A 22,320-nucleotide genomic window follows, 5' to 3' on the forward strand; every position below is an offset into this window, starting at 1 on the left:
GCAACAGGTTACGTTAACAATTATGCCATAACTTTTGAAATTTTTGTGGTTATTATCACCAAAATGGAACCCTTTAATACCGTTTTGTTTCTCAGATCAGTATAATGAGTTATGCAATCTAACTAATCAACTATGCTAAATTTGGAGGTTCCGTATGTATAACAAAACATTTAAATATCCGGATAAGGCGGCCTACACCTTCGTGATCGATGCGTTGGCTAAAAAGGGCATCACCTACAAAGAAATTGCACAAATTACGTTTAACTTACAAACAAAATATTTGTCAGGCTTAACACTAGCAGAATGTGAAACAGAAACGCAAGAAGTCCTTCACAAACGCGAATTGTTAAATAACGCGATGGTCGCCCTAGAGCTCGATCGCCTGGCAACCGAAAAACAACTCAGCGAACCTTTACAAACAATCGTCGCTAACGATGCTGGCGTGTTTGGCGTTGATGAAGGTTTGGCTTTAAACATGGCCAACATTTACGGCACAATCGGAGTCACTAACTATGGTTATGTCGACAAAGTCAAAGAAGGCGTCATTAAACAACTCGACACCGACAAATCCGGTGTGGTTAATACGTTTATTGACGATCTTGTTGGGGCCATTGCGGCCGCTGTCGCTGCTAAAATTGCCCATAAATATGCTTAATCACCTTAGAAAATGACAAAAAGGCACTAACTGCCGGCATCAGTTTTGCCGGGCAAGTTAGTGCCTTTAAATTTTTTTAACACCCCAAAGTGTTAACCTAAGCCATTTGATGTTCCGCTAACGACTTCATCTTCAAAACGCGTTGGTCGCGTGGAATAAACATCCGAATCTCATCTTGGTTAAACCCACATAATAAACGATGGTCATCAAAAATAATGGGCCGCCGTAAGAGTTGTGGTGTTTGACTTAAAACATGCACCGCTTCACTCAATGGCATGTCTTCAATCGGTGTGGTTTTGCTTAATTGCCGATACGCATTGGACTTGGTGCTGATTAAATCATCAATCCCGTCATACGTGTACTGGAGTAAATGCTTAATTTCGACTTCGGTCAAAGGCTGAGCATTCATATTCCGTTCATGGAATGGAATTCGATGCTCGAGTAACCAGCGATGGGCTTTGCGACAACTTGCGGTACTTGGTAACACACATAAGTTTATCATTTCATTATCCCCAATCTTGCTTGCCTAACAATGCAACCCCCATTATTGTGCACTGTAATAGTTGACGTCATTAATTAACATCCTAATCATAGCAAAATTAAGTTCTAATTGCTAGCGTTTTCAAAAAATAAATAAAATAATTTGACGATCACAGTTTATTAACCAATTAATCCCGGAATTGAATATTCCGGAATTAATATTTTTATCATATTAACTTGTCGGTAACTGACCACTTTGTTGTAAATACTCGGCTAATACCATAGCTTGGTTGTGTTGTTCGTCTTTAGCGCCGTATAATAAAATCACGTTCATCGTTTTTAATTGCGTGGCAACTTGCTGAACAAACTCAGTCGTAATTGGATTAGCCTCAAGTTCGGCTAAATAACGGGTTTTGAATTCAGGATACTTGGCTGGCTCATGATTAAACCATTTACGAAGTTCAGTTGACGGCCCGATTTCTTTTACCCAAGTGTCTAAATGCGCATTCACTTTGGAAATACCACGCGGCCATAAACGATCCACTAAAATACGATAGCCATCTAGATCAGCTGGCTTGGTATAGATACGTTCCACTTTTAATAACACATTACCATCTTCAATCTTTAGAATTCGAGGTCTTACTTTTGACAATGACTCATTTAGCCACCGCGGCCTTTTTCACTGGGCGGCCAACGACTGAAATTGCTCAAGCCTTATTAGGAACCACTTTATTATACCGCACGCCGACGACAACTGTCGGTGGCCTGATTGTTGAAACTGAAGCCTATCTCGGCACACATGATACGGCTGCGCATGCCTTTAATGGTCGGCGAACCGCTTTTAGCGAACCACTCTATCGCGATCCCGGGACGTTGTACATTTACCGTTTACGAGCCAACTTCTTGTTAGACATCGTCACCCAACCCGCTGAAACACCAGAAGGCGTCTTGATTCGCGCCATCGAACCCACCCTTAATATTCCGAAAATGGTCGCTAACCGTAGTAAAGATGGTGTTTTAGCGACCAACGGCCCCGGCAAATTAATGCAAGCCCTTGGCATTCAAGATCAACAAATGAACTTACAGCCCTTAGCCACTAGTGACCTCGCAATTGATTTAGCGCAAACCCGTCAACCAGTTAAAATCCAAGCTTTACCACGCGTTGGCGTCAATCCAGATGCAGCTAGTGGACAACTCCCGCTTCGTTTTGTAGTTGCGGGTAATCCCTATCAAAGTGATAGTCGTAAACGCGATTGGCGTGACGATCACGGTTGGCGACAATAAAAAAACGCCTGAGCACCAGCGCTCAAACGTTTTTAATCGCTATTCGCCAACCACTAATTCAACTTGGCCCCGCTTTGGGACAAAATTAATGTTATAGATTGGTTCGCGTAAGACTTTTTCATATTCATCTAGCACATCCGTTGGTAATGGCGTGTGGGTCGCCAGGGCTTCGGTCAGCTCATCAACGGAATAAATCTGATCCATGTTAATAAAGATCCGCATATTACCGACCACGTCGTTTAACAATTCAGTCAAAACGGCGTTTGGTTTGCCATTGCCATCAGTAACGACAACTTGGTTACTATCGACTTCTTTGTGGTCAATCTGGGTTAACTTAATAATGTCAAACACATTCAGCATACTTTTTCCTCCGTGACTTAGCCGGGCACCACCCGCACCAATTAGTAAACTAGTTTTCATTAGTTTACCACAAACACCTAGCTAATGGCCGACCAACCCCCTTAAATGACGACACGCTACCTTATCAAACTTAATTGATTTGACACAAAGGGACCGAATCCGCGCCCTGATTGGGTTTAATTAGATGTACATTAGGCGAATAAGCTTGTTTCAATGGCCTAATGAAGGTATGATTTAATTATCACTTACGGGTTAGGAGTTCAGACAAATGAAAAAACTAGCAACACTTTTGGGGACTGTCGGTACCTTGGCGGCAGTGGGGTTATTCATGCCAACCACGGCACACGCTTACGATACCATTTCCAAGCAAACTAATCAGAACTACACGGCACGATTCGTTAACCAGGCTAAAACCAATGACGGCATTTACAAGTATGGGATTTACAATACCAGCAGTTCAACTGCAACCCGTGATTTAAATGGGAAAAATTGGGAACATCGCTTTATCAAAGTCACCCAAGAGGCCACTACTGCAAGCGGCACCTGGGTTAAATTCAGTTACTATGGCGACACAATTGGCTGGGTCAAAAAAAGTGCGATTGAACCCTACTCAGTTAAACAAAATGCGATTGCTTTGATCGATAAGTATCATTATCGCGGTACAGCGATGCTTATCAAAAATTATGCCAGCAACAGTGTGACCGCCTCCACTGGTTACGCTTATTATGGTGGCCGTAAATTGAATACGAGCGACACCGTCTACCCAACCGCTTCACTGCAAAAAGTGATTACGGGGGCAATTATCGTCCAGTTGGTCAACGAACATAAGTTGACCCAGTACACGCGCTTGAGTAAATTTTATCCCAATATTAAAACCAGTGCCGACATCACGATTCGTCAATTATTAGACCACAACACTGGTCTCGAACAAACCAACGAAGAGATTGATCCCGGTAAAAATTTGACCGAAGCACAAGCCATTCAATATGCGATCAGCCAATTGAATGCCACCGGTGCCGGTAAGCATCACTATACCAACGCCAATTACATTTTGTTAGCGGGGATTATTCGCCAATTAACTGGTCAATCCTTAGAAGCCAATGTGCAATCACGGATCATCAATAAACTAGGTTTAAAAGAAACGTATTTCTACAATACAATTCCTAGCAACATTACGCCGGCCGCTAGTTATAAGTATGAAAATGGCAAAAATTATCAATATTATGCCTTAACCACGAACTTATTATCCTCTTTGACTGGTGCCGGTAACATGTATATGTCACCTCAAGATTACTACACCGTTCAAAAAGGCTTGCGCAATGGCAAGATTTTGAATAAGAGTGACTACTACTACTTGTCTAACAATTACAAGTACGCTTACGATGGCGGGATGTGGCACAATAAGAGCACCCATATGAAGTACAGTTCTGGGAGTTTACGGAACACCGGGATTACTACTCATATGTACTTATCCGAAGGCAACAAAACTGGGGTCATCTTCTTCTCTAATCAAAAAGGGACCGGCCGCAGTACCGCCGATCTTACTGAAAAAACGTTATATAATTTAGTTAAATATTACATGTAATCATTCTAAAAACGACCTCGTTCAGTTTTTGCTGAACGAGGTCGTTTTGTTTAGTCATCAGAATATTCAATTTCACCATTGTAGTAAGGTTTGTTGTTAATTTGATAATTCGTCCACGACGCCATGGCATTGTACGTGCCGTCTGACATGTCCAGATTAAGCTTACCAGTCGTTTTTAACTGCTTAATGGTTAACCGATAATGATTTTTGGCAATCTTTTTATTAGGTAACCCTTTCAATGGTTTTTTATAATCAACTATTGTCGTATTTCCAATCACCGTGACCTCGGTTACTTTAACGGATCGAGTTGGTTTATAATTTTGAGTATCCGTGGCTTGTTGTGAATCTACCAAATGCACGTCTTTAGCTAACGTTAAATAAAACCCACTGGTTGGAATAGCGTCAAAATTCTTTTCATCGGCTTTAAATCCCGTCCCTGGTCGAAAAATTAATGTTCGCATCGGTGCTTTTAGCTTAACTGCTTTAAAATTGGCCTTAGACAATAGGGTTGCCTGAGTTGTTAAACTATTTGCATACTTTATTTTCTGAGCACGCGCATAATGGATCGCCCCATACGTAAACAGTGCTGTCGTTTGATCACTATTACCGTTTTCTCTAACACTGGTAGCTGAAATTTTTAACAGCGTGTTTTTACGAACTTTAACTAATTTGTACTTAGACCCGACTTTTTCCTTAATCCCAACTGTCATTGCTTTTTTAGTTCGGACATAAGTTGTGTTACTTGGTAAATACTTGGATTGCTTAGCCGCCATCGCCGTGGTTAACCATTCCCCCAATGCTTACCGCACTAACCGTAACTAATAACACAACGTGCCATCTTCCAAGCATCCCGTTTCCCCCTTTTGTACTTTTAAGTATACGCATTAGAACTTTTAACTAACAAACATTCAGACTTGTAAATTTATAGTCTGTACTCAAAGTCGAAAGTTACTTTTTAGTCATAATCTTACTTGCCATCTGACGTTCGCGCACCTTGAGCTGGAACGCTGTGGATGGACCAGCAGAAGCACTGGCTGGCGTAGGTGCTGACTAATTCAAGCTAATATTAATATGACTGCTACCACTAGCTTCTACCCTTTTAGATGAGTACTCAAAATAAAGCGATGCAAAATCTTGTGAGATTTTGCATCGCTTTGTTTTTCCTATAATTAGTTATCGTGTTCAACTTCTTGATATCGATGCCAAATTTTTTCTTGTACCTTTGGCATCGGTAACTTGCTTAGTTGATCTGCCGACACTACCTTACCAGGAAAGTAAGCCAAATCAGTCGTTTCAACCTTTCCAGCCAACAACTGAATCGTCCACTTTTGGTGGGTAAACGTATGCGAAACTGCCTTTAATGACAATTTCTCACTCGTTACTTTCAACTGATATTCGTGCTTAAAGTAAGTCGAAACTGCTACTAATAAATCAGCCTCAGTTGCGTCATCCGCTAAGTCTAAGTCATCAACCTTAACTAACGGCACCGTCCATAGATTCGCCAACATCCCCGTACTTGGTCGTTGCGTCATCAACCACTCACCAGTCGGTACTTTTGCCATCACGGCAACATAATCGACTGGGACTGGTCGGGGTTTCTTGGTCTTCACCGGATAAGCCAATTCCTTACCATCCAAGTAAGCCTGATTGAATGCCTTGACTGGTGAGTGCTCACTATCCGGGTTGCGAGCGGTCATGTAACTTGAACCCAGATCCATAATCGCTTGATTAAAATCACCGGGTCGATCGACTGGGATAATCTTGGCAATCACTTGTTCAAATAATTGCCGCGTCTGTGGCTTAGCAATATCGGCATCAATTTCTAACAACCGACTAAACACGCGAAAGGCATTCCCATCAACAGCCGGCACGGGTTCATTAAAGGCGATACTGGCAATGGCACCCGCAGTGTATGGGCCAATCCCAATCAACTCAGTCAACTCGGTCGCCGTTTTCGGCCACTGACCGTCATAGTCGGCCAATAATTGCCGTGCACATCGTTGCATGTTTCGCACTCGTGAATAATAGCCTAGCCCTTCCCACGCTTTTAGCAAGCGATCTTCCGGCGCTGCGGCAAGTTCTTGAACCGTTGGAAACCAGTCCATAAACCGTTCATAGTACGGGATTACCGTCTGCACCTGGGTCTGCTGCAACATAATTTCAGACACCCAAATGTGATACGGTTCATGGTCCCGACGCCATGGTAAATCGCGACCCTCTTGATCAAACCACGTCAATAACGTCGTTTGAAACGCCTTAATGGTCGCTGGTGACCATTCAATCATACCTATTCCTCCTAACACAAAACCACGGCTTACCAAGTAACGGTAACCCGTGGTCATCACGCTAATCTAGCGTTTCGGCGAGATTAACTAACGTTTTTTCATAATGATCAGTCACACTAGCGTCTTGAAAATCGGCATTAAAGATCGCTAAAGTTAAAAATTCTGGATACTTCACAATCACTTCAGCTAATCGTGCGTTACTTTCTGGATACTTCTGATCTTCGTTATTTAAAATATCTAAACTTGCTTGATAGCAAACATTGGCTAAAAACAAATAATCGACAAAATAATTAAAGCCCAACTGATTTTTCAGTTGGAAATGCGCGTCAGCATCCACCGTTTCATAAATATTAGTCATATATTTTGAAACTACTTCTTGATATTGACGCAACAACTCGGCTTTCGCCTCGGCATGAACTTCGGCCGTCATTCTATCCCCACCTAACTTACGTTCTGTAGGCATTATAGCATATGACGTATTCCTAAATTAATATTCCGGGCTAAATCTGCTAGTTGTTGATACTGCCACTGTCGTTCAGCCGTCACCGCAACTGCATCATTGGGTTGAGTCAAGTTAACCAATTTGATTGCTTGATCTGCTGCCCGTAACGCATTATCGTCAACATACGCCGAAGCAATCGCCCAGCTAATACATTCTAAAGCGGCCGCACCAATTGAACTGGTACTTTTAGCGACCAAGGCCTCAACTTTGGCACTAGCCTGTCGAACTTGATAGACACTAGCCAAATTGACTTGCCATAATTCATTAGCATCAAGCGCTAATCGAATTTGGCGTTCATGCTGCTGGTCATCATCTACAAAAGCCATGGCCTTCTTAGCAATAATCAACGCCCATTTTGCGAGTTGTTGTTGTGAGAGCTCACCGGTTAAACTTTCGATTTGGGACCGTATTCCAGGGTCATCGTCAATCGATATTTTAGGGTGACTCGGTCTAAAACCTTCCGTCATCACGCATTCCTACTTTCCTTACTAATCCTACGACTTTGCCAAATACTACCTAGGGCGATACCTGCCAATAACAGTAACACCCAGTAATCAATGTGAGCACCAGCCGCGGTCGTTGTCTTGGCGGCACCAGGCATCAATTGGCAGGCCCCAATAATGGCAGCCAAGATCCCGGTCCCCAAAGAACCAGCATATTGTTGCGCCATATTAAAGGCTGCATTGATATCCGCTTTTTGGTGCATAGCCACTTGTTGGCTCGCGTTCGTAATCGTATTACCAAACGCAAAGGCAAACCCCACTCGTAAGATCAGGTAAAAACTCCCAATCAGGATCACTGTCAACTTCGCCTGCCACAAAACCAAGGCCAAACAACCAATCACCATCGCGACTAGTCCACTTAATATCGGTCGATAGGCACCAACCCGATCCAGTAAATGCCCTGCTACAGGCGCTAAACTGGCACCTAACAACGCACCGGGTAATAACATCAACCCAGCGGTAAAGGCATCCTGACCCAAAACCAATTGCGCCACGTTCGGGAGCACAAATGAACTACCGATATTAATGAATTGTAACAGAAAATAAGCTAATAAGTGCCAATCAACCACGAGATTTCGAAAAATTTTCAAATCTATCAAGTGAACCGTGCTCTGACGATTGTAATGAATCAAACCAAACATTAACCCTAGACTAACCAGCAACCCAATTCCAAAATTCACACTCAAAAAGCCATGCTGGCCGGCTTGATTAAACGTCAAATCTAGCCCAATTAATAAAGCCGCTAACCAGACGAAGCCTTGCCAATCAAAACGATCATGACGATCATTAGCCGGCAAGTCTAGATGCGTTTGCCCGATCAAGAAAACAATGACAATTAACGGTAATAGCCACCAAAAAATAGCTCGCCAAGTGACGTTAGTCGTTAGCAAACCGCCATAAGTTGGGCCAAGCGCTGGCGCTAATGAAATGATCATCGCCGCCATACCGTTATAGGTTCCCGTTTGGTGACGTGGAATCTGGGTCAAAATAATGTGAAACAATAGCGGTGTTGAAATTCCAGTCGACAATGCTTGAATGACCCGGGCCGTCATGAGAACCGGAAATGTCGTCGCACAAGCCGCTAAAACGGCGCCAACGGTAAAACAACTAATGGCGACTAAGAATAGTTGTTTGGCTGGATAGCGTTTTAATAAGTGGGCCGAGGCAATCATCATCATCGTCACGACTAATAAGTATCCTGTCGTGAGCCACTGAACGGTCGTCAACGGGACATGCATCGTCTGCATTAACTTAGGGAACGTGACATTCATTGAAGTTTCCACTAAAATCCCCATAAAACTAAGTAAACCGGCCGCTAAAATACTGTATAAGGTGTTCTTCGTTACTGATTGATTCTGCTGAGTCACTAGTCATCTTTCCTCTCTCAAAACAAAAAATAACGGCGGTCCTAGTCTAATTAAACTCGGACCACCGTCGTTACTCTTTTTCAATTATTGAATTTCAATGTGGTGTGTATCAGCCGCTGCTTTTTTCGGTAAAACCAACGCTAACACGCCGTTTTCATAGTGCGCTTCAATCTTGTCAGCCGCAACATCCGCTAACGAATATTGACGATTAAAGGTTCCTGTCGCGCGTTCATTAGCTAAAACGGTCACATCGGCATCATCGTCTAAGCCATTGCGCTTAACCCCAACGGACAAACGACCATCACGATACTTCAAGGTAATGTCTGACTTTTCAACCCCGGGAAGATCAATTTGGAGTTGATACTGATCATCCGTTTCTTGAATATCCGTCCGTAATAACGCCCCATCTCGGCCCGTCACAGCTGAGAGCGATTGACCTAAGTCATTGAAGACCGTCGCGGCCGTTTTAGAATCTAGCGGATTTAACCGTTCAAATAAATCTTTGTGCCAATTATCCATCATATCGTTTGCCATTGCTTAATCACCCTTTCAATTGTTACACACCATAAACTTGCATATCGACAGGTATCACCCGTACCACTTTGTGAATCGTGATGGTTAGCGCTTTAGCCGTTGCGTGCCTTGGCCATTGTGACTGGGGCTTTTCCATCAGTTCAATCCCAACTAATTGCCGAATTCGATCCAAAATATCTGCAACACCAAAAGCATTGGCACCTTGATTGAACGATGTCCGTAGACTTGGCATCTCAACTTGTAAATGTTGTTGCTGCCAACTGAATGTGACTGGGACATAGACCGTTGTTGGTGTCACTTGCGATTGTGCAAGCGTTTGATCTAACTGTTGAATAAATGTCGTAAAGGTATCCATTTTGATCACCCCTATCGATTTACTTAATATTATACAGCGTTTTCATTATTTTAAACAGCGTGACTCTTAGTTACAGGTTGAGTGTTATATTCTGACAACCATTGATGTTCAAAGGCCCACTACCTTGCCACCTACCGTTCGCCCACCTTGAGCCGGAACGCTGTGGGTGGACTGGTCGAGCCACAGAACGGTCTCGACCATTGTTTTGAACCGCCTAACCCGCGTTTCAAAAGCACCGAGCTCTAAGCGATAAATCGCTAAGTGCTCCCACGGCTGGGCTCAATGCGAGCTCACTCTCGGTTATGTTAGTAATTACTAATCAATTTGTATCCACAAGATAACCGGAGTCAGCCAGTGATGGCGCCGGCCGTGCAAACATCGTTAGTCCGGGTGATTTTCCCGGGCTTACGATGTGGACGACTTTTGAGACTAGCGGTTTTGGCTAGTCTCAAAAGCGAGGTGAAAGCCCGCATTTTGGCTGGAGCCGGTCCCACAGTCGGCAGAATCACTGGCTGACGGAGGTGGCTAATTTAGCCCATCTAATGTGGTAAAACTCTCAATCTAAAAAAGGTGCCTAGGCTAACGCCTAAACACCTTAATAACGGCTAAAAGTTAGTTATTGGATAACTTTTTAGCATCTTCGTCAATGGTTTCAAAACCGGAAACCCCACTCTTTGGCTTTGGATGCTTTGCACGTTCTTCTTCAGCTTTTTGGATCATAGCTTTCTTTTGTTCCTTGCTAAGCTTTTGTGCCATGATACTCGCCTCTTTTATGATGGAAACGAACCAATTGTTCGCTACAGGTTCATTATAGTGCTAATTTAAAAAAGTGGCGCATTTTTGTTCGAAAAAGTTTTAAAACTTCTCAGTTGCATTCTGTAATTATTAGATTTACAGTTAAGACATTCAGGAGGGGATTTATATGACAAAAGTCTTAATTCTCGGCGCTGCTGGTCAAATCGCCCGGTTAGCCGAACAACAATTCTTAGCAGATACGAACGTTGATTTAACACTTTACTTACGCAATGCCCAACGGGTTAACGATCTAAAATCAGCACGCGTTACGGTCATCGATGGCGACACCACCGATGAGGCTAAGCTTACCCAAGCCATGGCTGGTCAAGATGTCGTTTATGCCAACTTAGCTGGCCAGAATATTAAAACTCAAGCCGAAACGGTTTTAGCAGCTATGCACGCAGCAAATGTCAAACGACTCATTTGGATTTCCACCTTAGGGATTTACGATGAAGTTCCTGGAAAATTTGGTGCTTGGAACAATGCCACTTTAGGCAGTTACTTAACTCGTTACTACAGCGCTGCCGAAGTGCTGGAAAATTCTGATTTAGACTACACTATTATTCGACCCGCTTGGTTAACGAACAAACCAGAAGTGGCTTACGAAACTACCGGTCGCCACGATGCCTTCAAAGGAACCGAAGTCTCACGTCAAAGTATCGCAGCGTTAGTGGTCAAGCTTGCTACTCATCCTGATGAAGCTGTTCGGGCTTCACTGGGAGTCAATAAACCTGATACCGACGGCGATAAGCCTGCTTGGTACTAAATCAAACTTTAATCCGATGAATCTAGATACGCTTTTAATTCAGCTAAATCCGTAGTGACGATTGGTCGGATTTTTTTGAATCGGCGGCTATAAGAAGGATGATATAACGGCCAGATACAATAAGCTTCCTCGGTCCACTCAAAGCGTTGATGGTCGGATGACCAACGACGAATCGGTTGCGTCAATAACCGGCCATGGACTGCACTAATTTTGACTTTTGGCCCTAATAATCGTTGCAAACCCGTATTGCCTAAGGGCACCAATAATCGATTGACCAGCTGACTTAATTCCGCATCCAGTAACGGTGCACTCGCTGCAATTTCAGCTGGTGTCGGTTTACGATCCCGTTTTAAGCCAGTAGGTCCTAGCTGATATGGTCGCGAACGCACGGCACCAGTTAAATAAATCTCATCACGGATTAACCCCAATTGCGTTAACCATTGATCCAAAATGGTTCCCGCTGGTCCTTGAAACGGATGACCGACCCGAGCTTCGACCGCCCCCGGGGCTTCGGAGACCATCACTAACTTGGGTTCCAGTGACCCTTCGCCAGGGACAAAACCTTCCAACTGTGGAAATTGAGTCAATAAGTCTCGACCTAATGCTTGTTGTGTCGTTGTTAATAAAGTTGCCATTTTCAGTTAAATCCCCCTTTATGATTAACGTGCATTTCTACATTTGTTATCAAAAAATGATCATCAAATCTACAGAACTTCGGTATCATATTTACAGGTTAATAATCGCTAAAGTCTATTATAACAGCTTTTATACTGATTTTTAGCATTTTTGAAACCGCTTGAATCTAATTGTGACGTGTGTAACAATACAAATTGTAAGCGGTTTACATACTATTAAAAATCAAAGTGAGGGACCTGCATTATGAAAATTAAAGCAGCTGTTGTTGATCAAGTAAATGATCCATTTGTCATTAAAGATGATATCGAATTGGCCGAAATGGGCCCAACCGATTTACAAGTTAAATTAGTCGCTAGTGGGATTTGCCATTCTGATGAAGCCATCCGTAAAGGTGACGCTTCACTCGGCTACCCTGTTATTCTAGGCCATGAAGGCTCTGGGATTGTTGAAAAGGTCGGTCCACAAGTTAAAAACTTCAAACCCGGCGATCATATTGTCATGTCATTTTACGCCGATGGCACTTGTGACAACTGTTTGAAGGGCATGCCAACCAAATGTCGGAACTATGCCGATTACAACTTGAGCGGCACTCGTCCAGATGGCACCGATCATTTCCAAGAAGACGGTCATCATGTTAGTGACATGTTCGACCAATCTTCATTTACCACACATACTGTAGTTGACCAACGTAACGCCGTGAAAGTCGACAAAGACCTCGACTTACGCCGCTTAGGACCTTTAGGCTGTGGCTATGTGACTGGTAGTGGCACCGTTTTGAATAGCTTACAACCTCGCCCCGGCCAAACAATCGCCGTCTTTGGGACTGGTGCGGTCGGCTTGGCAGCCATGATGGCTGGTAAAATCTCAGGCTGTACCGAAGTCATTGCCGTGGATATCGTAGATTCTCGGTTGGAACTGGCCAAAGAACTTGGCGCCACCCATACCATCAATAGCAAGAACGAAGATCCAGTTGAAGCCATTAAGAAGTTAACGAATGGCTATGGTGTGGACTTCACTGTTGACACGACTGGTGTTGAACCCGTCATGATTTCAGCCATTCATGCTTTAGCACAAGGTGGGACCGCGGCCTTGATTGCCGTTACTGCTAAGAACATCACCATCAGTTCATGGAATGATCTTTGTGTTGATGACAAGAAAGTTATCGGCGTCAACATGGGTGATTCAATTCCTCAAGTTGATGTGCCACGTTTAATCGACTTCTACAAGCATGGGATGTTCCCATTTGAAAAGACTGAAAAGTTCTACAAGTTCGCTGACATTAACCAAGCCAATGCTGATTCAGTTAGTGGGAAGACGATTAAACCCGTCCTCATCATTGACGAAGACTATCAACCAGAAGCTTAATTTGATCTAAAAAAGCGTGTGCTCCCTCGGGAACACACGCTTTTTGGTTACTCTAGATCTGGATCACTACGATAATGTTGCAAGATATAAATCGCCAGGACAACTAACACCGAACCAATGATTTCAACAACACTGACCTTTAAGCCCAAGAAAATAATGCTTAACACGAAAGTGACCACTGGTTGGACCGCATCGACGATACTAACCACCGCCGATGGTGCGAATTGTAAACTGTGCAGTAGCGCTGAAAAGGCCCCAATCGTCCCGATTAACACAATTGCCCCAATCGAAATAATCAGTTTCGGCGTAATCGTTGGTGCACCAACCCATAACGGGTGATAGCCATTGAACAAGACCCCCGCAATTAAGGTCCCCCAACCAAGAATGACAATTGGTGAATTTTCGGACACAATTTTCCGTGGCAACACCACGTATAACGCAGCAGTCACCCCAGATAAAATACCCCAAATCAACGCATCAGTTGGAATCGCTAATTCATGAATATTTCCACGCGTAATCGCTAAGAAAACCCCAAACAGTGAGACACCAAAAGCCAGCATATCACTCCGCAATGGCAATTGACGTTTAAAAACTAGGGTGCCCAATACGATAAATAGTGGACTTAAATATTGTAAGATAGTCGCCGCTGCAGCGGTTCCCCGTTCAATACTAATATAGAATGTATACATGTTGGCCATGAGCCCTAACGTAGCATAGGCCACCAGTTGGCCAATCGACCGCCAAGAATGCCAGACTTTAAAAATGCCACGTCCCTGTTGAATAAAGCCGATCGTCAACAAGATAATCCCGGCTGACAATGTCCGGACTGATAAGAACCAATCGGCGGGAATCGCTTGATTTTGCGAGACAAACTGCATGACCGTCCCGGAAATCCCCCAGAGCGTCGAGGCCAGCATCGCCCACAAAATACCTTTCATATAACGATTAGTTGGAGTTTTCAATTTTCATTTACCTCAATTTAATTAATGGGCATATTATACCGGCCCTTGATTAAATTTTACTGAAAATGAGGTCGCTTTTTTGCAGAAAAAAATAACGTGAAATCGTCGTTTTGACGTCCACGTTATCAATAGGTCATACTTATCAACTAAAGGTTGAAAGTTAAGTCTAACGGTAAAGGCTTTACTAGAATTGACTTAAGTCATGCTAAATTGATCACCTACGCCAGCCAGCGATTCTGCCGGCTGTGGGGGCTCTTAGCGATTTATCGCTTAGAGCCAGGCGCTTTTGAAACACGGGTTAGGTGGTTCAAAACGACGGTTCAGACTGCTTTTGGGCTGAACCGGTCCGCCCACAGCGTTCCGGCTCAATGTGGGCGAACGGTAGGTGGCAAGTACGACTAGTTTTGATCGATGAATGCTTATCATATCAACGACCATTGCTAAAAAATAGCTTTCAACCTTTAGTTATTAATTGCACCATCTTTTAGAATAACGTCCCAATATAATAGTGAATAAACATCGTGATAATCCCAACGATGATGTTCCGGATAACGGCGGTTTTGACATTACCTTTACCGAGTACGGCTGATAAATAACCAGTCAATGCCACAGACAACGTGACCGCCATAATCGTTCCCGGCCACTTCATGGCATCTGGCAAAAAGGTCATGGCTACTAATGGAAAAATTCCCCCGGCTGATGCCGAAAACAAGGATGAAAACGCCGCATCCCACGGATTCATGTAATGCCCCAACTTAATGTCATACTTAATGCTGACCACCGTTTCAAGCGGCTTTTTCGCTAATAAATCTTTCGCAATTGCGATCGCCGTTTCTTCAGTGACACCCAATGTCATATAATGCCGCTTAACCGCCGCCACTTCGTCATCAAAATTTGTTTTTAATAATTGCCGTTCTTTTTCAACAACCGCTTTTTCGGTATCCTTTTGGGTGCTAACTGAGGCATATTCCCCAGAAGCCATCGAAAACGCGCACGCTAATAAATCCGACAAACCTGCAATAAAAATCGTAAATTGGTTCGTCGTTGCGGCCGCCACACTGAACAGTACCCCAACAACCGTTAAAATCCCATCATTAGACCCTAACACACCGGCCCGCAACGTGTTGAGTTTCTCATCCATTGTTTGATGGGTCTTTTTTGGCTTTACTTTTGACATCATCATATCGTCATTCCCCCTAGTTCAACCTTATGCAAATAAATGACCGATGAAATAGGTCACAACCATCGTTAACAGCCCTGAAACCACGTTACGGAAAATACCGTGACGACGATCTGCATTCCCTAAAATTGCCGCCGTATAACCCGTAATCGCTAATGCAATGGCGACAGCAATCACCGTAGCTAAGACTTTAATTTTAGCCGGGAAAAAGGTAATTGACACTAACGGTAAAATAGATCCGGTTGGAAATGAAATCATCGAGGCAATCCCCGCCGCATAAGGACTAATAAATTCCTTTGGATTAAACCCATAACGTTCACGTATCGTGGTCGTTAAGGCATCATCAGCCATCATTTCCTTAGTCGCTTGCGCAGCGAGTGGCTCGCTAATCCCCTGATTGACATACTTCTGCTTAACCATGGCAACTTCATCATCATAATTTTGTGCTAAAGCTGCTTTTTGATGCGTAATCGCCATCTTTTGCGCATCCTTTTGCGTATTGACCGAGACATATTCACCCATTGCCATCGAAATTGTCCCTGCTAACATCCCTGCTAGACCCGAAATCAAGATTGAGAAACTATTTGTCGTCGCACCAGCAACCCCAACAACAATCCCGGCAACTGACAAAATGCCATCATTAGCACCCATGACACTGGCCCGTAAAATATTGACCCGTTGCGCTAACGTCATCTTTTTTTTCATGTTATGACCCCCATCGAACACTTTGTAATCATTATTACGTAATACATATTATTCCTATTTACATTAAAATGCAACCCTAGGCCACAAGTTACATATTCATTAAAGTTATGTTAGCCTAAATCTAAGTATAGTTTAGCATTAATTGACAGTTACGGTTAGGTGAAACCAAACAAAAAACCAGCAATTCGAAAATTGCTGGTTTTTAATCTTAATTGACACGATTAAATTGTTGCGTCGTTGCTAAGGGAAATTCAGTTGGTTGACTAGCCGTCATTAAGTCGGCTGTTAATGCCACCCGCGTGATCGTTTGATCATCATAAGGTTGAATGTAGAAGGCTGGTTCATGCATACTCATGTACGCCCGATACTGCGTATAATCTGAAGAGCCATCTGCTTGTAATTTCACCCCTTTGGTAATTTCTACCGAATTCAACAAGTGCGATAGTGCATTGATGGCTTCGACATCGGTCTCAACCGGGTCGGCATATTGCCGCATAAAGACAGTGCGTACAAACCGTGATGGTGACGTGTAATCCCCAGGCATTCCTAGCGCACCTGTTCCTGGACCAAAAGGCTTTACTTCGAAGTCGCCATATTGCCGATCAGGTTGTGGCCCTGGTTGGAGTTGAACGTAATTACTTAAGTTCTTTAAGTGCCAACCAAAATCTGGTGTATTCGTCATCACACCAACCGGATTCACCATGTAATGCATCCCATCAGCTTCTTGTTCCAAGACATAAGTTGCACCACTACGATCACTAATGATCCAATGCAAAGGCACCACGATATTTAACAATGGTGCTGCCGCTTCCACAATCGCGAGTTCATTTAAGCGATCACCAAGTTCTTGTGCACTTTTAACGTTCCCTAAAATCCACATTAAAACCTCATGTGGGGCTAAATTCAATTTATCCGCCACAGCGGTTTGTGCATAGTGAGCTTGACCAGAAAAATATAAGGCCGCTACACTGACACCATACTCGTTGACACCATCCACAAAAATATACCCATTTAAATTGCGACCGGTCCCCACAAAACTATACGGTGTCTCAAAACCGGCTGTCGTCACCACACTATTAAAATGCTGTTGTCGTGGCATGGCAACTGGCCGACCACCTAGTTCAAAAGCAAAATCCATCGTTCGGGCTAAAAATTGATCGCCACCCGTAGTTTGTAACGTTAAACTCGTACACATGAGCGTCACTTCCTTGATTTGAATACTCTTATTTTAGCACCCAAATCAACTGACAACACGCATTCGCAACAATTAATTTACACTAATCAGTTTAATCTTTAAGCCGTAAGGTCATCGCATTAATCGCCACAATAATCGTACTTAGTGACATGACAACTGCCCCAACCATCGGGTTCAATAAGAAGCCCCATGGTGCTAAGATTCCAGCAGCTAGTGGGATTGTGATGACGTTATAGCCAGCCCCCCACCAAAGATTTTGAGTCATTTTCCGAGTGGTCTGCCGCGCTAACGCTAAGAAATCAACAACATCATCAGGATTACTCTTAACTAATACAACGTCAGCTGAATCAATCGCCACATCCGTACCAGACCCAATGGCAATCCCGATATCGGCTTGAGCTAAACTTGGCGCATCGTTAACGCCATCTCCAATCATCATGACGCGTTGACCCTGTGCTTGATATTGCGTGACTAACTTAACTTTGTCCTCTGGTAACAAACTCGCATGAACCTCAGTAATTCCTAGTTGTTTAGCAACGACCTGGGCACTTTGTTCATTATCGCCAGTCAACATAACTGGCGTAATGTGTTGTGCCTTCAAACTCGCAATTAAATGTTTGGCCGCTGGTTTCAATTGATCGCCTTGAGCCACGTAGCCTAAGACCTGTTGATCTTGTACCAAGAAGCTCACGGAATTACCGGCTGAAGCTAAGCGGTTAAACGTCGCTTGATCATAGGACAAGTGTTGTCGATCCAAATAGGCAGCGGAAACGACTTGATACACCTGACCATCAATAGACCCACTCAACCCAACACCCGTAATTTGGTGGACATCGGTTGCCTGAACGGTCGGCACTTGTTGCGCTTTAGCGGCTTTCAAGATACCAACAGCTAATGGATGACTGGCCCCTTTTTCCAAACCAGCCATCAAACTTAAAACTTGATCGGCCTGATATTGTGCATTCAGGCTTTGATAATCAGCCACTTTAAAGTCACCAGCGGTCAACGTCCCGGTCTTATCCATTAACGCATAGTTTAACTTTTTAACTTGTTCCATAGCATCCCGATTACGAATTAATAACCCATGACGAGCCGCTAAAGCCGTGCTGCGAGCAATGACTAATGGGACTGCTAAACCAAGTGCGTGCGGGCAGGCAATCACCAAAACCGTTACCGCAATCGACAACGCTAAGGCCAAATTACCGACCAACAACCAAACGATAAAAGCCACAATGGCTACCGTTAAGGCGGCATAGAACAATAAACCAGCAACTCGATCAGCTAAATTTTCTTGCGCTGATTTAGCCGCTTGCGCATCGCTAACCAGCTTCATAACCTGAGCTAAATAACCACTTTCACCGGTACCAGTTACTCGCATGTCAAATGTGCCTTCGCCATTGACAGAACCACCAACAACCTTGGCATCAACTTGCTTTTCAACTAACCGTGCTTCACCAGTGACCATCGCTTCGTTAACGCTCGTCGCGCCACTCACAATGACCCCGTCAGCGGGAATTTTTTCACCGGCACGAACTTGAACGTGATCAGCCGTCATTAAGGACTCAATAGCAACATCTTGCGTTTGTCCGTCAACGATTTTGTGAGCAGTGCTAGGTAATAACTTGGCTAACTTGTCCACCGCGGACCCGGCATTCATGACCGTATTCATTTCAATCCAATGCCCTAATAACATGATGTCAATCAACGTGACGAGCTCCCAGAAGAAGTCCGTTACCCGTGGCGTCACAGCTAACCAATCATTGGCAACGACCGCATAGATGCTATAAACAAAGGCAACGCCAATCCCCATCGTAATCAAGGTCATCATTGCGGGTTTTCGATTAGCCAGCTCTGCTTTGGCGCCACTAAAGAATGGTTGACCACCATAAACAAAAACAATCGTTCCTAAAATGGCAACTAAATAATCAGACCACGGTTGAAAAATCAATTGAAATGGCAACCGCATCCCCATCATGGGACTCATCAAAATAATCGGTAAAGTCAATACTAATGATACCCAGAATTTACGTTTCAGATTTCCCATATGCATCATTTGTCCGTTTCCCATATCCATGTCGTCATGCGCCATCATTTGATGATCATGATCCATGGTCATTGTTGTTTTCTTCATTTCAACTCGACCTCCCCAAATATCAGTGTTGTTTTTTATTTATGGCTAAAGTTTACAACTGTAAACTTTAAAAGTCAACTTAAACGCTGACACAAAAAAAGAGCTTGGATTTTGTCCCAAACTCTCGTAACTTTTAACAGTGTTGATCACCCGGCAAACAATCACAATCAACGGTGACTGGGGCTGTCGCTTGTTTTTGCGCTAACGTCGCTTGTAAATTTTCAATATCCGTTTGGCTTAACGTCAATTGAGTTACTAGATCAGTCAACGTTTGACCAACCCGCATTTGACAAAGATGACCAAACAACGTCGTCACGGCTTCATCCATTGATGGTTGTTCATCAACGGTTGGATAATACGTAAACGCTCGACCATGCTTTTCCGCTCGCAACGCACCTTTTTTAATTAACCGGCCTAACAATGTCTTAACCGTTGCGGTTTTCCAGCCCATCTTTTCAGCCATAATTTCAGCCATTTGGCTACTGGTCACATGACCTAATGTCCACGTCACCCGCATGACTTCCCATTCAGCATCACTAATTTCAATTTTGGTTTGTGCTTCCACTTTGATTAGCCACCCTTCTCAGCTCGCTAATAATTCTATATAGTCTACATCCGTAAACATTGAATTGCAATTTTTTTGTCGCTATTAATTACTCTGTCATTTTAGTTTACCACGTTTATCAACTAAAAATTAATTTATATTTACTAAGCGAATTCAATCAGTTAAATTGATAACACCTTGGTTCTATACTAAAATAAAGATAATTTGGTTTATAAACTAAACCAACAAAACTCAAACATAGGGAGGCGATTATCATCTATCGTTTTTTTGTACAGCCCCAAATTAATGGCCATGATCAATCCGTCTATGGATATGAAGTGCTTTTACGTAAACGTCAAAAAGACACTTGGACATTACCTAATAACTTTTCGGAAATTTCCATGGATGAACAGGCCACGTTGTTAGAGGAAACGGCGGACACGTTAAAAACATCCCTCACTAACAAAGTGATTGCTTTCAATCTAAATCGTGACCAAATCGACAATCCTTTCACCATTGGCACTATGGTGGCACTAAAGAAACGCATTAACCCAGCAGCCTTAACGATTGAATTGACCGAAGCGCCAACTTTAGACGAAATTCAAAAATATAGCCTCTTATTACATCAATACGACATGAAGTTAGTATTAGATGATGTTGGTACTGGTAGCAACACTTACGACAATATTAAGGACCTGTTACCCTACGTTGATCAGATTAAGTTCGCCATGCAAAATTTGCGAATGAGTGGTCAAGCTAATCAAATTCCTGAACAACTGGCTTTTTGGACTAAGATTGCCCAGCAGTATCGCTTAGAAATGGTCCTTGAGGGTGTCGAAACACCGCAAGATCAAAAGTTAGCCGCTAAATATGGCATTCAGATCAATCAAGGTTATCTCTATGGTAAGCCAACCATACCGCATGAAGGCAACTCGTAATGTGAGCTTAAACTGTCGATAGAAAGGAGTACTTATGACACTCACACATTGGTATGTCCCAGCTTTAGTGACGAGCGTTTTCTTCTTGCTAGGCATCATTACCCTCTACTGGACCTTGGCCGATCGCGCCATCAAATGGTGTACCGCCCACCACAAAGCTGTGGATAAAGAACAGATTCGCACCACCGTTGGCTTGGTTTACTTAGCCATTTTAATTTTAAGTTTACAATTAATTGTCAGCCATCAATCGATCTCATGGGTGTTTATTAACTTTCAGATTTTCGCGGTCGTCTTTGTCAGCTACTTTTTGCTATTAGGTATTAAAGTCTGGCATTGGGCGATTACCGCCATTCTATTCATGCTGATTGATGGGACCATTTCTCAAACTTTGTCTTGGTTGTATACGGTGGTTTTTGTCACCCTATTCTTCGTGATGAAATGGCTAAAACTCCATCGCCACTTCAACTACTGGGATTTTATTTAATATTTGGTTGTCGGCATGATTTTTTCAGCCGCGCTCTGGCAAATTGTCGCGATCCGCTTACAACTGCCTGAAGAACGCGTCACCTCTGAATTATTATTCATGGGGATTATGCTCGTGATTGTTTACTTCTATGTGAACGGACTATATCACGATGCCGCGACTTTAGCCCAATTAACACATAATACGAACTTCGATGAATTAACGCATGCCAAGAACTTCTTTGCCTTTCGAACCAACTACGGTCAGGCCTTCAAGCACAGTCGTAGTCATCAAATGCCGTTTACCATTATGTTATTTGATATTGATCACTTCAAACACATCAATGATACTTATGGTCATTTAGCTGGTGACTATGTGCTTGAACATTTAGCCTTACTAATCGAAAAATACTTACAAACCACTGATCGCGACTTGGTCCTTTATCGTACTGGTGGCGAAGAATTCACCATTCTTTTCATGGATTATGATTTAACTAAAGCTAAACAACATGCTCAAGCCATTACGACTATGATTCACCAAGCTGATTTTCAATATGACAACCAAAAGATTCAGCTCAGTATTTCAGTCGGAATGACCATGCAGCAAGCCGCCGATGAAGATAGCACGCATCTTTATCGACGAGCAGACGAATACTTGTATCACTCCAAGAACAATGGTCGCGATCAAATCACGGCTAAATAACCAAAAGAGACACACGTCAACTTTCAAT

The 22,320-nt window shown here is 43.3% G+C and carries 26 protein-coding genes; 8 read left to right on the forward strand and 18 right to left on the reverse strand.

What is annotated here, in order from left to right:
• Positions 1-154: 154 nt before the first annotated feature.
• The gene (locus FFM84_RS04950; RefSeq protein WP_130844717.1) at positions 155-655 is read left to right on the forward strand and encodes a phosphatidylglycerophosphatase A family protein; all 501 of its coding nucleotides are present in this window, start codon (positions 155-157) and stop codon (positions 653-655) included.
• Positions 656-752: 97 nt separating this feature from the next.
• Here FFM84_RS04950 and FFM84_RS04955 read toward each other — a convergent pair whose 3' ends face one another.
• Both FFM84_RS04955 and FFM84_RS04960 read right to left on the reverse strand, forming a co-directional pair.
• Positions 753-1,157 carry a Spx/MgsR family RNA polymerase-binding regulatory protein gene (locus FFM84_RS04955; RefSeq protein ID WP_130844716.1) on the reverse strand — a complete coding sequence of 135 codons (405 nt, stop codon included), beginning with the start codon at positions 1,155-1,157 and terminating at the stop codon, positions 753-755.
• 210 nt (positions 1,158-1,367) lie between these two features.
• Positions 1,368-1,742: a DUF488 domain-containing protein gene (locus FFM84_RS04960; RefSeq protein ID WP_130844758.1), complete on the reverse strand. Its 375-nt coding sequence runs from the start codon at positions 1,740-1,742 to the stop codon at positions 1,368-1,370.
• Between the two features lie 44 nt (positions 1,743-1,786).
• Between FFM84_RS04960 and FFM84_RS04965 the strand changes: the two genes are divergently transcribed.
• Entirely contained in the window at positions 1,787-2,419 is a 633-nt protein-coding gene (locus FFM84_RS04965) for a DNA-3-methyladenine glycosylase (RefSeq protein ID WP_130844757.1), read from the forward strand.
• Positions 2,420-2,458: 39 nt separating this feature from the next.
• Here the strand turns inward: FFM84_RS04965 and FFM84_RS04970 are convergent, their stop codons facing one another.
• Positions 2,459-2,779, reverse strand: a complete 321-nt coding sequence (locus FFM84_RS04970; RefSeq protein ID WP_130844715.1) for a hypothetical protein — start codon at positions 2,777-2,779, stop codon at positions 2,459-2,461.
• A 268-nt stretch (positions 2,780-3,047) separates the two neighbouring features.
• On the opposite strand from FFM84_RS04970, the gene FFM84_RS04975 reads away from it, so the two are divergent.
• Positions 3,048-4,364, forward strand: a complete 1,317-nt coding sequence (locus FFM84_RS04975; RefSeq protein WP_130844714.1) for a serine hydrolase domain-containing protein — start codon at positions 3,048-3,050, stop codon at positions 4,362-4,364.
• A gap of 50 nt (positions 4,365-4,414) precedes the next feature.
• Here the strand turns inward: FFM84_RS04975 and FFM84_RS04980 are convergent, their stop codons facing one another.
• From FFM84_RS04980 to FFM84_RS16095, 8 genes are all read right to left on the reverse strand, one after another.
• The gene (locus tag FFM84_RS04980; RefSeq protein WP_130844713.1) at positions 4,415-5,161 is read right to left on the reverse strand and encodes a hypothetical protein; all 747 of its coding nucleotides are present in this window, start codon (positions 5,159-5,161) and stop codon (positions 4,415-4,417) included.
• Between the two features lie 372 nt (positions 5,162-5,533).
• Complete coding sequence (mutY, locus tag FFM84_RS04985) at positions 5,534-6,649, reverse strand: A/G-specific adenine glycosylase (protein WP_130844712.1); 1,116 nt, start codon at positions 6,647-6,649, stop codon at positions 5,534-5,536.
• 61 nt (positions 6,650-6,710) lie between these two features.
• Entirely contained in the window at positions 6,711-7,079 is a 369-nt protein-coding gene (locus FFM84_RS04990) for a hypothetical protein (RefSeq protein WP_130844711.1), read from the reverse strand.
• Positions 7,080-7,111: 32 nt separating this feature from the next.
• Positions 7,112-7,618, reverse strand: a complete 507-nt coding sequence (locus FFM84_RS04995) for a putative immunity protein (protein ID WP_130844710.1) — start codon at positions 7,616-7,618, stop codon at positions 7,112-7,114.
• Positions 7,618-9,021, reverse strand: a complete 1,404-nt coding sequence (locus tag FFM84_RS05000) for an MFS transporter (protein WP_130844709.1) — start codon at positions 9,019-9,021, stop codon at positions 7,618-7,620. Before FFM84_RS05000 ends, FFM84_RS04995 begins: the two co-directional genes overlap by 1 nt.
• An 84-nt stretch (positions 9,022-9,105) precedes the next feature.
• On the reverse strand, positions 9,106-9,555 hold the full coding sequence (locus FFM84_RS05005) for an Hsp20/alpha crystallin family protein (RefSeq protein WP_130844708.1): 450 nt from the start codon (positions 9,553-9,555) through the stop codon (positions 9,106-9,108).
• Positions 9,556-9,577: 22 nt separating this feature from the next.
• A complete protein-coding gene (locus FFM84_RS05010) occupies positions 9,578-9,910 on the reverse strand; it encodes a hypothetical protein (protein ID WP_130844707.1) in 333 nt (110 codons plus the stop codon).
• 612 nt (positions 9,911-10,522) lie between these two features.
• Entirely contained in the window at positions 10,523-10,666 is a 144-nt protein-coding gene (locus FFM84_RS16095; RefSeq protein ID WP_165444480.1) for a hypothetical protein, read from the reverse strand.
• 166 nt (positions 10,667-10,832) lie between these two features.
• Here FFM84_RS16095 and FFM84_RS05015 point away from each other — a divergent pair, with 166 nt between their 5' ends.
• Positions 10,833-11,471 (forward strand): SDR family oxidoreductase, encoded by a 639-nt coding sequence (locus FFM84_RS05015; RefSeq protein WP_130844706.1) that lies wholly within the window; start codon positions 10,833-10,835, stop codon positions 11,469-11,471.
• 8 nt (positions 11,472-11,479) lie between these two features.
• Here the strand turns inward: FFM84_RS05015 and FFM84_RS05020 are convergent, their stop codons facing one another.
• A complete protein-coding gene (locus tag FFM84_RS05020) occupies positions 11,480-12,106 on the reverse strand; it encodes a uracil-DNA glycosylase (RefSeq protein WP_130844705.1) in 627 nt (208 codons plus the stop codon).
• A 244-nt stretch (positions 12,107-12,350) separates the two neighbouring features.
• Between FFM84_RS05020 and FFM84_RS05025 the strand changes: the two genes are divergently transcribed.
• Positions 12,351-13,472, forward strand: a complete 1,122-nt coding sequence (locus FFM84_RS05025; RefSeq protein WP_130844704.1) for an NAD(P)-dependent alcohol dehydrogenase — start codon at positions 12,351-12,353, stop codon at positions 13,470-13,472.
• A 47-nt stretch (positions 13,473-13,519) separates the two neighbouring features.
• Here FFM84_RS05025 and FFM84_RS05030 read toward each other — a convergent pair whose 3' ends face one another.
• The 6 genes from FFM84_RS05030 to FFM84_RS05055 form a co-directional block, all read right to left on the reverse strand.
• Positions 13,520-14,410, reverse strand: coding sequence for a DMT family transporter (locus FFM84_RS05030; protein ID WP_130844756.1), 891 nt, complete (start codon positions 14,408-14,410; stop codon positions 13,520-13,522).
• Between the two features lie 508 nt (positions 14,411-14,918).
• On the reverse strand, positions 14,919-15,614 hold the full coding sequence (locus FFM84_RS05035; protein WP_371852220.1) for a VIT1/CCC1 transporter family protein: 696 nt from the start codon (positions 15,612-15,614) through the stop codon (positions 14,919-14,921).
• 27 nt (positions 15,615-15,641) lie between these two features.
• Positions 15,642-16,319 (reverse strand): VIT1/CCC1 transporter family protein, encoded by a 678-nt coding sequence (locus FFM84_RS05040; RefSeq protein ID WP_130844702.1) that lies wholly within the window; start codon positions 16,317-16,319, stop codon positions 15,642-15,644.
• Between the two features lie 208 nt (positions 16,320-16,527).
• On the reverse strand, positions 16,528-17,514 hold the full coding sequence (locus tag FFM84_RS05045; protein WP_130844701.1) for a choloylglycine hydrolase family protein: 987 nt from the start codon (positions 17,512-17,514) through the stop codon (positions 16,528-16,530).
• Positions 17,515-17,605: 91 nt separating this feature from the next.
• The gene (locus tag FFM84_RS05050; protein WP_130844700.1) at positions 17,606-19,645 is read right to left on the reverse strand and encodes a heavy metal translocating P-type ATPase; all 2,040 of its coding nucleotides are present in this window, start codon (positions 19,643-19,645) and stop codon (positions 17,606-17,608) included.
• Positions 19,646-19,778: 133 nt separating this feature from the next.
• Complete coding sequence (locus FFM84_RS05055; protein ID WP_130844699.1) at positions 19,779-20,210, reverse strand: CopY/TcrY family copper transport repressor; 432 nt, start codon at positions 20,208-20,210, stop codon at positions 19,779-19,781.
• Between the two features lie 254 nt (positions 20,211-20,464).
• On the opposite strand from FFM84_RS05055, the gene FFM84_RS05060 reads away from it, so the two are divergent.
• The 3 genes from FFM84_RS05060 to FFM84_RS05070 are packed head-to-tail and all read left to right on the forward strand — an operon-like array spanning position 20,465 to position 22,292.
• Entirely contained in the window at positions 20,465-21,127 is a 663-nt protein-coding gene (locus FFM84_RS05060) for an EAL domain-containing protein (protein ID WP_130844698.1), read from the forward strand.
• A 34-nt stretch (positions 21,128-21,161) separates the two neighbouring features.
• Complete coding sequence (locus tag FFM84_RS05065; RefSeq protein WP_130844697.1) at positions 21,162-21,611, forward strand: hypothetical protein; 450 nt, start codon at positions 21,162-21,164, stop codon at positions 21,609-21,611.
• Between the two features lie 15 nt (positions 21,612-21,626).
• Positions 21,627-22,292, forward strand: a complete 666-nt coding sequence (locus tag FFM84_RS05070) for a GGDEF domain-containing protein (RefSeq protein WP_130844696.1) — start codon at positions 21,627-21,629, stop codon at positions 22,290-22,292.
• Positions 22,293-22,320 lie beyond the last annotated feature (28 nt).

Source organism: Lactiplantibacillus mudanjiangensis, from assembly GCF_005405385.1.
GTDB classification, from domain to species: domain Bacteria; phylum Bacillota; class Bacilli; order Lactobacillales; family Lactobacillaceae; genus Lactiplantibacillus; species Lactiplantibacillus mudanjiangensis.